Annotated in this window: 11 protein-coding genes; all 11 read right to left on the reverse strand. The window is 47.9% G+C overall.

What is annotated here, in order from left to right:
- Positions 1-25: 25 nt before the first annotated feature.
- Positions 26-1,222: a teichuronic acid biosynthesis protein TuaH gene (gene tuaH / locus AD710_RS05550; protein ID WP_049627503.1), complete on the reverse strand. Its 1,197-nt coding sequence runs from the start codon at positions 1,220-1,222 to the stop codon at positions 26-28.
- A gap of 19 nt (positions 1,223-1,241) precedes the next feature.
- Positions 1,242-2,000, reverse strand: a complete 759-nt coding sequence (tuaG, locus tag AD710_RS05555) for a teichuronic acid biosynthesis protein TuaG (RefSeq protein WP_049627504.1) — start codon at positions 1,998-2,000, stop codon at positions 1,242-1,244.
- 23 nt (positions 2,001-2,023) lie between these two features.
- Positions 2,024-2,704, reverse strand: coding sequence for a teichuronic acid biosynthesis protein TuaF (gene tuaF / locus AD710_RS05560; protein WP_045927197.1), 681 nt, complete (start codon positions 2,702-2,704; stop codon positions 2,024-2,026).
- On the reverse strand, positions 2,701-4,188 hold the full coding sequence (tuaE, locus tag AD710_RS05565) for a teichuronic acid biosynthesis protein TuaE (RefSeq protein WP_049627505.1): 1,488 nt from the start codon (positions 4,186-4,188) through the stop codon (positions 2,701-2,703). Before tuaE ends, tuaF begins: the two co-directional genes overlap by 4 nt.
- 67 nt (positions 4,189-4,255) lie before the next feature.
- Entirely contained in the window at positions 4,256-5,596 is a 1,341-nt protein-coding gene (tuaD, locus tag AD710_RS05570; protein ID WP_049627506.1) for a UDP-glucose 6-dehydrogenase TuaD, read from the reverse strand.
- Between the two features lie 4 nt (positions 5,597-5,600).
- Entirely contained in the window at positions 5,601-6,797 is a 1,197-nt protein-coding gene (gene tuaC / locus AD710_RS05575; RefSeq protein ID WP_049627507.1) for a teichuronic acid biosynthesis protein TuaC, read from the reverse strand.
- A complete protein-coding gene (gene tuaB / locus AD710_RS05580) occupies positions 6,794-8,242 on the reverse strand; it encodes a teichuronic acid biosynthesis protein TuaB (RefSeq protein ID WP_049627508.1) in 1,449 nt (482 codons plus the stop codon). Before tuaB ends, tuaC begins: the two co-directional genes overlap by 4 nt.
- A 35-nt stretch (positions 8,243-8,277) precedes the next feature.
- A complete protein-coding gene (locus AD710_RS05585; protein ID WP_049627509.1) occupies positions 8,278-8,937 on the reverse strand; it encodes an exopolysaccharide biosynthesis polyprenyl glycosylphosphotransferase in 660 nt (219 codons plus the stop codon).
- Between the two features lie 218 nt (positions 8,938-9,155).
- Complete coding sequence (locus AD710_RS05590) at positions 9,156-10,646, reverse strand: N-acetylmuramoyl-L-alanine amidase (RefSeq protein WP_049627510.1); 1,491 nt, start codon at positions 10,644-10,646, stop codon at positions 9,156-9,158.
- Between the two features lie 21 nt (positions 10,647-10,667).
- Positions 10,668-12,788: a SpoIID/LytB domain-containing protein gene (locus AD710_RS05595; protein ID WP_049627511.1), complete on the reverse strand. Its 2,121-nt coding sequence runs from the start codon at positions 12,786-12,788 to the stop codon at positions 10,668-10,670.
- Positions 12,789-12,820: 32 nt separating this feature from the next.
- Positions 12,821-13,138, reverse strand: a complete 318-nt coding sequence (locus AD710_RS05600) for a hypothetical protein (protein ID WP_016937755.1) — start codon at positions 13,136-13,138, stop codon at positions 12,821-12,823.
- Between the last annotated feature and the right edge of the window lie 45 nt (positions 13,139-13,183).

A 13,183-nucleotide genomic window follows, 5' to 3' on the forward strand; every position in this document is an offset into this window, starting at 1 on the left:
CAAATCAAAAAATGCGCTTTCCCTTTTAATGGGATTGCGCATTTTTCAATATACCCGTGCATTCGAGCATTCGGCCGAATAAAACGTTCCAATCCCGTCTCCGGGCCAATTCACGGCGCAACGCCTCATATGATCCGCTCCGTTCCGATGCCAGCAGGGCGTCACAGGCCGCAATGAAATCTGCGGAGTCCCCGCCTTCAACGTATTCATAAACGAAAGGCCTTTTGATCTTTGCCGTAGAAGTAAGGTTGCACCCGACAACAGGTTTCCCGGCGGCTAAAAATTCAAAAAGCTTGAGCGGAAATACCGCGTCATTATAAGGAGAATTTTTATAAGGCATAATGCCGATGTCGACGAGCTGCATATAGGACGGCACTTCATTCGGCGCGGCGGGTCCCGTCCAGATAACATTCGGGCGTTCCAGAAGCGACTTGAAATCCGGGTCATCGTGAGCCGTGTTCGGGCCTACCAATAAAATCGTCCATTCCGGCCGTAAATCTGCGGTTTCCGCCAAAAGCGCGAAATCAAGCTTCGGTTTGATTCCGCCGATAAAACCGAGAACGTTTCCGTTTCTTCCCCGTAAAATGTCTTCATCCGGCTGTTTATTTTCCCGTGAAAACAGGTCATATTCCACTCCGTTTTCAATGGTGAACACTTTCTGGCGCGGATTCTCCAGCTTTTTTCCGACCTCCTGGTGCAGAAAGTCAGATGTGCAGGTAATGGAATCCGCCCGCTGAATGATTCTCATTTCCGCCTGTTTAATGATGTTTCTTCTGACATTTGACAGCACACCGGCACGGCCGCTGATCGGAGCGGCCCACAGATCGCTGCAATCGTAAATCACTTCATCCCAAGGGTAAAGATCTGATAAAAGCGGAAAACCGGGGAAGGTGTACCATAAGCAGCAGCGGGCCCCTTTTCCTTCTTCCTTCAGCACGGCCAGCAACGGTGAAAGCTTATGCCTGTAGCACATATCTGTATACCTGCCGAATCGGAATGCTTTTTGCCGGAAGAGATCCTTTACCGCGAACTGCCGGATTCTCTCGGAAATTTCGGTCATCTGTCCGTCATTTGCCCGCGGAGACGGACATACCCAAATGACGCTTTTCGTTTCTTTTTGCCGGGCGAGAAATTCAGCCAGCCGGTGCCGTCTGTATCTCAGCCGGTCATGACCCCATTCCGCCGCTCCGACGATTACGTGAACAATCGGTTCCACCTTCATCACCCAGCCCCTCTGACGCCTACAGCCTTTTCATGACCGCGTTTTTCGCATATTGCATAAAACACCATGAAGCCTTGATAAAGTGCAGGCGCTCAATTTCTCTATAGACAAACCATGTTTTTTTGGCGGCTTTCCACTTGTTGCTTGAAATCGAATTCTGCACAAGTCTGTATTCTGAAAGACACTCATTCAAACCGTAAGCTGTAAATCCCCTTTTCAGCAGGGAAAGCCAAGTCGCCAAATCCTGCCGCGTTCTGATATCAGGCATTTGAATCTGCCCCGTCTGCTCTCTGTCAATCATGACCGTTAAACATCCGATAATCGTGTTTTTTAAAGCTTCATCATATGACAGGCTTTCAGGCGCTTGAATCGTTTTATCCGTCGGCGTTCCGTCCTGCTCTATGACGCTGTAGCCCGTGAATGAAAAGGCGCAGGACCGCTCTGACATAAACGCCAGCTGTTTCTGAAGCTTTTCCTTCTTCCATCTGTCATCGCTGTCCAAAAATGCGACATAACGCCCCTCGGCATGCTCGAGGGCTGTATTTCTGGCAGCCGCGGCTCCCTTGTTCTCGTCTAAATAAACGACGCGGATCCGCTCATCCTTTTGTTCATATTGCCGTAAAATATCTCTCGTTCCGTCCGTTGAACAATCATCCGCAATGATCATTTCCCAATGGGGATGGCTTTGGTGTAAAACGGATTGAATCGTGTCTTCGATATATTCACTTGCATTATAAGACGGTGTAATGACAGATACGAAAGGTTTCCAGTTTGTCATGGTCACATCTCCATCGCAGATTTTTAAAAGGACTCTCTAAAAAACTCAGGAATGACAATGAACATAAATGCAACCGCAATGCCGATCAAAACACCCAGAACCGCTTTCTTTTTCGGCGGCATGCCTTGTCCCGCCGTTTCACTCACCGGCTCTGAATTGATGACGCCGGCTGATTTCAGATTCAGCTGTGTATTTTTCAATTCGTATAAAAATCTTTCCTTATCCACTTTGGCATCCGCGCTGACGGTTTCTCCTTCAAGTGCATCAATGCTCTGCCGGACCACTTTTGCCCGTTTCTCAAACAGCTCCTGATCATTCTTCAGAAAAGTCTTCATGACGGCCTGAAACACCGATTCGGTCTCCTGCTTGTTTTGATCGCTGTAGCTGACCGTGATCAATGAATCTGATTGTGTTTCGACAGTCAGTTTACTTTTCACGGCCGTCCTTTCTTCGTCTGTTTTGTCAGGCAGAGCCTGTTTTAAAAAAGCATCGCTCGTCAAAAGGAGCGGAATTTCTTTTGTATTGTTATAAAGCGGATGATCATAGTTTCCGGCGGCAATCGCGGCTTCCGATGTGAAACTGCTGCTTCCGGTGATTTTTGACGGCAATAGATAACCCGCCGCCCCCAGCACTACGGGCAGCGCAATGATCCAAATGATATTCTTTTTGATACGCCGGATTATTCTTGTCAACATATCCTTCATCTCGCATCTCCCTGTTTTTCATAGTACGCCGTAACGGCAGGCTCCTTTTGTAAACGTCTCAGAATATTGACCGCCGCAATCACGAGTGAGAGAAATACCCAGTGGAAAAATAAATTTGATACGGAGCTTGGGCTGATGCTGCTTACCAAAAAACCGGCCATTGCTGTGATGAGTCCTTCTGTGATCAGTCTTGACTGATTTTCCGATTTTCTTTCATGGCATTTATAAAGTGTCCAAAAAAGGTACAAATAGACTGTCAGATAGCCAAGCATCGCAAGCACGCCGAAGTTCGCCATAATCTCGACGAGCCAGTTGTGCACCTCAACTACGCCGCCCGTATCATAAACGGGCTCGGCTTTTAAATAGTACGAGACGTTTCCGGCACCCACTCCGAACCCCCAGGAATCAATTACGTAGTAAAAGGCGTTCTTTAAAAGATTCGCCCGCGCGAGGTTCGATGGAAGCGGGTGCTGTCCCGGCATCGCCTGCGGAGCTGAAAACAGATTCAAGACGGCATTTGTGATACGGCCCGCAAATAAAACCGCAAACAGCGCAGCACCCGCTCCCGCTGCGTACAGCGCGAGTTTTTTCAGCAGGGACGGCAGCAGGATGAAGACGTATACAGCCGCCCCCGCGCATATGCCCAGCAGGCTCGCGCGCGAACCGGTCAACATGATTAAATACAAAGCGCTGATCGCAAAGAGCAGGCTGACGGCTTTTACATAGCCGTTTTTCACATTTTTCACCGCCGCCGCGTACAGAAAGAAACTGATGCACAAAAATGTCGCAAAATCATTTTGATTAAAGAAAACGGACGTCGGATAATGCTGTTTGTACTGCGGCCCGTTATAAAGCGTTGAGCTCGGCAGTTGGTGGTGAGTAAAATGGTTGTAAAAGCCGATCGCCATCACAAAAATGGTCATCACAAGCCAGATGCCGTAAAAAACCATCAGCTGATCAAAGCGCTGAATAAACATGACGATGAGATAAATCAGAAACATGCCCATCGCCATTAAAGCTAAATATTTGATCCCGTACGTCACGGATTTTGCCCACAATAACGATATGAGACCGTATGTAAACCATAAGGCGAAAAACATCAGGATGCCTTTTACATTCACCCGATTCCATCTGTCAATATGATGACGGTTTGTCAGGATGCCGGCGATGTGAAGAGCGCCCGCTCCGATTAATAACAGCCGGTATATAAATAAGCTGAAAAACCCGAGATGGATCGCAAAGAAGGCCTGATTTAAAAATGTACACGCGATCAAGACATAAATGAGCCCCATAAACATCTGACCGTTTGTGGCAAAGGCCGATAGCAAAGCAAGACCGGCAATCCCGATCATGGCGGCAAGCAGCATCACGGTGATTTTTCCGAAGCCGGCATCCGCCCTGACCGCCTCCACCATGATAAATCCTCCAGTAATGACAGCGGCAAGCAGCACAAGAACATGTGCCGCTGAACGTTTGATACTCACATGGCAAACCCCTTTCCAAAACCGGCAGCCGAGCCGGACTGCCGAGAGCCTGAAGACAAATCTTTTTCTACCTTGCCAGTTCTTTTATTTGCCGATCGGCATGAACCGCCGGACGTCCGACGGAATGATAAGTGAATCCTGAAACCCGCATATATTCCAGCGGGAACATATTTCTGCCGTCAATGATGACCGGCTGTTTGAGCAGCTGCTTCGCCCTCTGAAGATCCATCTCCTTGACTTCCGGCCAATCGGTTGTAATCAGGCATGCATCCGCATTTTTGATGGCGCTGTACAGCTCTGTGTAATAGTCAATGCCGCCGTTTCCTAATGCCGCAGACGCTTCGGGAATCGCGATCGGATCATACGCTTTTACGTAAGCGCCCTTCTCTTTAAGACGCGGAATGATATCAAGAGCCGGGGCGGAGCGGACGTCATTTGTGTGCGGTTTAAAGGCCAGCCCCAGTACGGCCACGGTTTTCCCTTTTACCGAACCGATGGCGCGGTTTAATTTTTCCGTTATGAGAACCCGCTGCTTCTGATTGGTTTCAATGACGGCTTCCATCATTTGAAACGGATATCCGGCGCTGTTTGCGATATGCAATAAAGCCGTTGTATCTTTCGGAAAGCACGATCCGCCGAACCCGATGCCCGCCTGAAGAAATTTATTCCCGATCCGGCTGTCAAGGCCGACGCCTTCTGACACGTGAGAAATGTCCGCGCCGACACGTTCGCAAATATTTGCGATATCGTTAATAAAAGATATTTTGGCGGCTAAAAAAGCATTTGCGGCATACTTAATCATTTCCGCGCTTTCAAGATTGGTCTTAACGATCTTCGTACGGAACGGCTTGTGAAGCTCTTCAATAACCGAAGCGGCATGTTCGCTTGTGGCGCCGATGACCGCCCGCTCCATCTGCATCGTATCCCGCACCGCCGAGCCTTCGCGGAGAAATTCAGGATTTGACGCGACATCAAACGGATATTTCCCCTTCGACGCTTCGCTGACGATTTGGTAAACGAGCTTTCCCGTCCCGACCGGAACTGTGCTTTTGCTGACAATGATTTTGTATCCGTTCAGCTGTTCCCCGATTGTTTGCGCCGCGGCCTTGATATAGGTCAAATCGGCTTCACCCGTCTTTGACATCGGTGTACCGACGGCAATATAGATGATATCAGCGGCTTTCACAGCCGGCCCAATCTCTGCCGTAAAGGATAACCGCCCGGCACTGACGTTTTTTTCAGCTAATTCCTCAAGCCCCGGTTCATATATCGGGATGACTCCGTTTTGCAGGCTTCTGATTTTCGCTTCATTGATGTCACAGCAAGTCACATGATGGCCGATTTCCGCAAAACAAGTTCCAGATACTAGACCTACATACCCTGTTCCTAATACAGCGATTTTTTTCACAGCTTCATCCCTCTTTCGAAAGGTTCTCCTCTTGCCCGGCCCGGTTCATGACGGTCCGGTATTTCTCTTTCAGCGCTTTTGCGTTTTGGCTTGCGTCAAAATACGTGCGGACGGTTTGATAAAGTTCTTCGGCTGTTTGCGTTGTCCATGCCTCTCCTTTTTCATATCGCAGGATGGATTCCGCCAGCGTTTCGGGTGAACCCGGTCTGATCAGCAGCCCCCGGTATTTACCGAATAAAGAAGCCACTCCTCCGACATCAGTGCAGAGCACCGGCACCTTCAGAGCAAGCGCCTCAATGACCACGGTCGGCATGCCTTCGCTGTAGGACGGCAGGGCCATGATATCCGACGCCAGCAGATAGTCCTGTATCTTGTCATTCGGCACTTGCCCCGTGACGATGTGAGCGGCTTCCCGCAATGAGGCTGCGGCGGGTCCGTCACCGACAAAGACGGCTTCAAATCTTTCATCCAATGACTGAACGGCTTTTGATAAGTCGAAAACGCCTTTCTCTTTGACAAGCCTGCCGATGAACGCGATCAGCTTTTTATCCGGAGGAAGGCCGAGCCGTTTTCTGATGGCTTCTTTCGTCTCGTTTCTTTTTTGGAAGGCGTCAAACGTGATGCCGATCGGAAGCACGCTGCAATCCGCTGCGCTGATCTTCTTCATTTGTTCCCGCAGACTGCCGCTGACGGCATAAATATCGGCAGCCTCCCGCACCGCAAATGTAAATGCGCGATGAGCGCTTTTGCTGTAATGCGGATAGACATTGACATCGCTGCCATGCAAGGTCAGGACATACGGAATTCCCAGAGCCTTTGACACAATGGCGGCCGCTCCGCCTGACGGCATGGCGAAATGCGCGTGAATCAGGTCAGGCTTCAGGCCGTTCTTTTTGATCGCAGAAAGAACCGATGCCGCCATTCTTTTATGCGGCTGCGCCCATTTCAGCTGCCCGGGGACCGCCTGATAAAACGGCCGGTGTACGGACACGCCTTTCCGCCATTCATGCGCAGGCCTTATATCCTTTTGCCGATATGTCTTTTTCAGCAGCCGGAATGGCGCGGCGAGTTTCGGCCGCGGACAGATAACGGTCATCTCCGCGCCAAGCTTGCTCAGTTCTTGCGCCTGTGTTTCATGAAAAACGCCTTCCCCCGGCTTTTCACTGCTCGGATAGACACTTGTCATCCACAATACCTTCATAGCAAACGCCCTTTTCTTAATTTACTTTTCATCTGCGGATAAGCTTTGATTAAAAGAAATAAATAACACAATGCGCCGCAGGCTACTGAGATCGCCAGACGCAGCTTTACATCAAGGCTGATCCGCTCCGTTCCGAGGCTGGCTGTAAAGGCGATGACACCCATCGCCGCCGTAAGCAGAAACGGTTTGGCCACGGCTTTGAAGTAAGCCGACAGCCGCAGCTTAATGACATATGCCAACAGCCAGCGGCCGATCAGGAAATTCAAGATGCTGATGAATGCGTACGTCCAGGCTACCGTCAAGAGATTTCCGGACAGCACGGCGGCGTACAATGATGCACCATACAGGAGCATCACCCCGGCGTCCCAATAAAACGCCAGATCGGCCCGCCCTTTTGCCAGCAGCACAGATCCGTTCGGGTTCATCAGGACCCTTAAAATCCCGACAATGGCGAGAACATTTAAGACCGGGACAGCCGCCAGCCATTTTTCTCCGAATACCGAAGCCACGAATGCATCCGACACTGAAACCAAACCGAGCAAAAGCGGAAAGGATATCAGCGCGAGCATTTTGGTCATATTGAGAAAGCCTTCTCTGATGGCGCTGTTTTCATGCTTGTTTTTCGCAAAGACGGGAAACGCGACTCTTGTAATGATTGGATTAATTTTTAATACCGGAAGCGTGACCATCTGATAGGCCAGATTGTAAATGCCAAGGGCCTCGGCGCCGATAAAACTGCCGATCAGAATCATATCAATATTCGCCCCGAGCCGGTTCACAAGCCGGGAAGACAGCTGAAAGGCTCCGAAAGAAAAGAAGCCTCTCATTCCCTTCAGATCAAAAACGAACGACGGACGCCATGTTTTTCTGCAGGCCATCCAGTACAGAATCCCTTTCGACGATTGCAGCAGCACCTGGGAAATCACATACGCGAGAATCGGGTCCGTATAAAAAACCGCAGCCGCCAAGTAAACGAAGGACAGCACATTTGAAAAGATTTCAATTTTGCTTAACGAATTAAATGCCAGCGCTTTTTGCAGCATATACTGATATTGCTGACCGATCGGTGCGATTAAAAACATGACGGCCAGCACGCGGACTAAATAGTCAAGCTCCTCCCGCTGATAAAAATCAGCAATGAGCGGGCTGTTGAAAAACAGCAGCGCAAACAGTGCAAGCCCGGTTATGATATTCAGCCAGTACAAGGAAGACATCTGTTTTTCAGTCACATGATCTTTTTGAATGAGCGCGGCGCCAAACCCCATATCAAGCGCAATTTGGGCAAACACCGCTACCGTTGTGATCATGCCGACAAGGCCGAATTCAGCCAGTGACATGACCCGCCCGAGCAGGGCAAATTGAACGATTTGAATGACCGTAATACACGCTGTCGAAATACTTGTCCATTTGGCGCCGCTCAAAATTTGATTTGTAATACTAGGCATCGTTTTCCCTACTTTTTGTCTGCTGACCAGAATTTTTATCGTGCCCCGTCACCGGTCCAGATTACTTTGCACGTTTTGAGCATAATCTTCAGTTCCAATGAAAAGGTCAGGTTGCGGATATAGTATAAGTCAAACATCAGCTTTTCCCTCGGTGTCATGTCATATCCCCCATTGACCTGCGCCCAGCCGCTTAATCCCGGCTTAACAGCCAGCCGCTCCGTAAATCCCGGGATTTCTGCCTGAAACTGTTCCGTAAACACGGGCCGTTCGGGGCGCGGGCCGATCAGGCTCATTTCTCCCCGAAGCACATTTACCAGCTGCGGCAGCTCATCAATACGGGTCCTTCTGATAAAAGCGCCGACCTTTGTCACGCGGGGATCCTTTTTCAGCGCCCAGACCGCACCCGATTTTTCAGCATCTATTTTCATAGAGCGGAGCTTATACAAATAAAACGGCTTCCCGTCTTTGCCTACCCGCTCCTGCTTATAAAAAGCCGGGCCGGGCGACTCCAAACGAATCAGTATGGAGAACAGGCCTATTATCGGAAGCGCCGCCAAAAGCCCCGCAAGCGCAAACACAATATCCATGAATCGCTTAAAAGCCAAATAACGGGCCGTTTTTTCCGTTACGGCAGCGGAAGTCCCCTGCCGCACTGCATAGTTATTATTTACATTCATGCTTTTCTCTGCTCCCACTGACACACACCTCACGATTTGTTGGGATGTTTGATGACCTATGCCGTGAGTTTAGCAGATGGATGTTAATTGGAAGTAAAGGAAACGTTAATGTTTATTAGAATGTTTCGATTATTGTTTTTTTATTGTAAATCTATTCATATCCATATTTGAGTCAAAGCATAATGAAAAATAAAAAAACAGACCGGTATGAATCGGTCTGTTTTAAATGGAAAATATTATCTGAAATAGGAGGAGACGCCTTGGGTGATCCCCGCCGCGAGTCTGTCCTTTTTCGTTGATTGTTTTAAAATATTGGCATCAATCGGGCTTGTGACAAAACCGGTTTCTAACAAGACACTCGGCATTTTAGAATACTTAATCACATAAAATCCGGCAGTTTTCACACTGCGGTCACGCGTGCCGAGAGCAGAAACCATTCTCGGCTGAATATTTTGGGCAAGTCTCAGACTGTTTGCGGATTGGTAGGTTGGATCATAATATGTCTCCGTACCGTTTGCACTGCTGTTATCATTCGCATTTGCATGGACGCTGATGAAAATATCGGCGTTCGCCTTCGCCCCTTTGTTCACTCTCTCCTCAAGTGAATCAAAGGTGTCGCCCGTCCTCGACATTACAGTAAGCGCGCCCGCGCCGTATAATTGATTGTTTAGGCGTGTTGCGATATCAAGGTTCACATTTTTTTCAAGCAGGCCATTGCCCGTTGCTCCTGAATCCTGGTAGCCGTGTCCCGGATCAATAAAGACCGTTTTGCCGACAACTGGATTTTTAAGCTGCGATGCCGCATTGTTGCTTAAAGATGATGCACTCCCTATGACGGTGAAGCTGGTGATGCGTTTACTTCCGATATACGTCCGGACGTCCTTTGACAGACTGTCCCCATTCGTCATAAGGTGAACTCTTCCCTGTTTGGCACTTAAAACGCCTGCGACAATGGTATCCGGCTCTTTAAAACCATTGGTAATAAACGTATAGCCTGTGCTGAGGCTTGTCTTTTTCGCAAGATTCACAGACAGGTTATAGCGGTTTTTGCCGCTGATTCTTGAAGGGTTCGGCAGCTTATTGTAAAGTGAGCTGCTGATGCTGCTTGTCCCGCCAATGACAATCGTATTTTTAATCCCCAGGCTTTTGATCGCATTTGACGTAGATCCATTCAGTGTTGAATCATTGGTGAATAAGATCGGATATTTTTTAGCGGACGCATAAGAAATCGCAGCCATTCCATCTGCATCAACAAACCCGTTGACCACAAGAGCTGTAGAAGATCTTGTCATTTCACCCGCCACTTTTGCGGCTGTGGCATATCTCGTGCTCCCGGATAATCGTTTGACACTGATGCCTAATTTAGCAATTTGATTTGCGGTATTTTTCGAAACGGCAGGTGTGCCGCCTACGATAATCACATTTTTCGTTTTTAAATCAATTAATCCCTTTTTTGTGCCGGCAGACAGCTGATCTTTATTTGTAAACAGCAGCGGCGCATTTTTTTGATATGAAAGCGGCGCAGCGGCAATTGCATCGGCATATGAAGTTCCGCCGGTGATAATTACCGTTTTCGCTTCACCCCATGATTGTTTTGCCGCCAGTACAGCCGTATCATACCGGGTGCTTCCGCCGATCCTTTTGACCGTATTGTCAGCCAAAGCGGACGGGACAAAAAGAATGACCCCGAGAATGAAGACAGGGAGACATTTTATGATGAATTTCAATCCGATCTCCTCCACAGAAGTTTAGTAGTTTGTAAGTGCTGTATTAGGATAATAGAACGCAAGAATAGAAGTATACGGCTCTCCGGCCTCCGCTCTTTCTCTCGCTCCGTATTGACTCATTCCCACGCCGTGTCCGTATCCTTTTCCTGATATCGTGATTTTCGCAGAATCAGCGGAAGCACTGGCGTATGTACTTTTAAAAGATGAAGCTCCGATCATCGTTCTGAGTTCTGACGCCTTCACCTCAAAGGATGCAGTCTTGTTCATGACATAGCCTTTCGACTTATCATTCACATGGTATGTCACCTTCACCGCAGCGTCTTCTGCCCGCTGCCCTTTTGTTTTTCCGGTGAGCGAGAGATCAGAGATGCTTGCAATTTTTATGGAATTTGCATTGGTTTCTTTATTTTTCATCAGCCAATTTTTTATTCCGTTGAGCTGCGCAGCATTTGCTTCATTTGTTTTGGACCACCAGGATGCGGGGTTTTTCATATCCAGACCGGCTGGCAGCTGCTGTTTCTGCAATGTTAAAGACCAGCTGATTTCCGGATCTTTTGTATCCTTTTTGGCTACTAAATACGGCACTTTTGAGCCCCATACTTCATCGCCCGCTTCAGTGTAGCCGCCATTGCTTGATGAGTAGGTGGCATCTATCAATCTGCCGGAATAAGTAAGCACTTTTCCCTTTGTTCCGTCAACGGCTGCGGTGGCGTTTGGATACCAGCTGTATCCCCCGTACACCTGAAAAGCCGTTGAATCCGCAACTGTTTGTCCCGTCTTGCTGATAGAGTAGGTGCGGGCGGCAACAGCCTGAGCCTTCAGCGCTTCTGTCGGCCAGCTTCCCGGCATTTCATTCGGCAGGACACCTTTCAAATAATCCTCAAAAGGAATGTTTTCATTTACAGGTCTTACATATTTGCCGGATTCCGCAGAAAAACTCATATTCCCCAAATACGGTTTTCCGTCAATGCTGATTGTGTTCGATGTTGAATATTTTTCAGGAACCGCCTTGAAAGACGTTTTTCCGCTGTTAATACCGGCAACGCCTAGTTTGCCGCCGGATGTTTCAATGCGGTACGTTTTTCCGTTTACGAGATAAAACTCTTTTGAGTAAGCATCCTTAACTGAATCTGCAATTGAATTCGTGCTGCCTATTAATGTATAAGAATAGGTGCCTTTTGCTTTAAAAAGGCTGGCTTCGTCGGCCGGCGTTTCACTTTTTTTGATGTATACAAGCGGCATATGATTTGCGGCGGCAATATTCGAGCCGACAACGATGTCCGCTAATTTTGTCCCGTTGGCAGCAACTGCTTTGCTTGCATCCATGCCCAGCGAAGTGACTGCATTTGCTGATATTTGATATCTGTTTGAACCGGTAATTCTTTTTGTCACTGAAGCTTTCTTTTTAATTTGATTCTCCACATCTTTGCTGACGCTTGAAGTGCCTCCCATGATGATCACTTTTTTAGGCAGATTGTAGCTCGGGAGGGAGTCTTTTTTCGTCAGGAGAATCGGATAGCCGTTTTGCGCGGCATAAGGTGCGATTGCCAGCGCATCCGTATAAACATCTCCGGTTACTACGATTGCCTGGTCATAGCTGCCCATTTCGGCCGCGATATTTTTGGACAGATCATATCTGTTTTTTCCGCTGATCCGTTTCGTGCGGCCGTATTTTTTCAATGTTTTTTCCGCGGCTGACGAAATACTGTTCGCCCCGCCGATGATTAAAATATTATCCGGGTTGTATTTTTTGATTTGCGCTTCCGTGCTGCTGCTGAGTTTTTTCGATTCAGTCAGCAGCACAGGCGCTTTCAGTTTATTCGCTAAAGGAATGACGGAAAGCGTGTCCGCAAAATAAGCATCCGTATTCACGACGACTACGTTGGACGGATTTTTCCAATACTTTGATGTCGCGGCGTTTGCTGTATCATATTTGGATGCGCCTCCCAATCTGACAACGGAAGACACACCGCTTCCCGTCAGTTTATAAGTTCCGGAGGGTTCGATATTCAGAGTCGATTTATTACCAATATAATTCGTCAGTTTTACTGAGATATCCGAACTGGCCGCAAAAGTGCTTTCCGGTAATAAAGCCAGGCTGAATATCACAGAAAAACAGACAGCCCATATTGTTTTCTTCAATTTTTATCCCGCCTTTTGCTGATCATGATGTATTATTTTGCTTTCTCGATTTCCTTGATCTCTTTTTGGCCTTTATCATTTGTGAAATAAGTAATGCTGACTTTGTCATTTTCGCTGAATTTATTCAGAACATCAGAGAAGTCATCAGAAAATTCAAAGCTGACAGGCTGATCATCGACTTTTACTTCAATTGTGTGCGTATCCGCCATACCGACATAATATGCCGTTTCTTTTTGAGCCTGCGTTTCCGAAGAACCGCTTCCCTTCTTTGATTGATCCGCCGTTCCGCATGCTGCTAACACAACTGAAAAAAGCAGTATTAAGAACGAAGCTGCAACAGTTTTTTTCATTTTTTTCACCTCATCTTTATTTATCGTCTTATACTAACTTTTTTT

Source organism: Bacillus sp. JFL15 (assembly GCF_001184225.1).
Taxonomy (GTDB): Bacteria; Bacillota; Bacilli; order Bacillales; family Bacillaceae; genus Bacillus; species Bacillus siamensis.

Excerpts from the sequence above, each read along its gene's own strand:
- AD710_RS05600 (WP_016937755.1), bottom strand. The coding sequence starts at position 13,138 with ATGAAAAAAACTGTTGCAGCTTCGTTCTTAATACTGCTTTTTTCAGTT.
- tuaG (WP_049627504.1), bottom strand. The coding sequence starts at position 2,000 with ATGACAAACTGGAAACCTTTCGTATCTGTCATTACACCGTCTTATAAT.
- tuaB (WP_049627508.1), bottom strand. The coding sequence starts at position 8,242 with ATGCCTAGTATTACAAATCAAATTTTGAGCGGCGCCAAATGGACAAGT.
- tuaC (WP_049627507.1), bottom strand. The coding sequence starts at position 6,797 with ATGAAGGTATTGTGGATGACAAGTGTCTATCCGAGCAGTGAAAAGCCG.
- tuaF (WP_045927197.1), bottom strand. The coding sequence starts at position 2,704 with ATGAAGGATATGTTGACAAGAATAATCCGGCGTATCAAAAAGAATATC.
- tuaH (WP_049627503.1), bottom strand. The coding sequence starts at position 1,222 with ATGAAGGTGGAACCGATTGTTCACGTAATCGTCGGAGCGGCGGAATGG.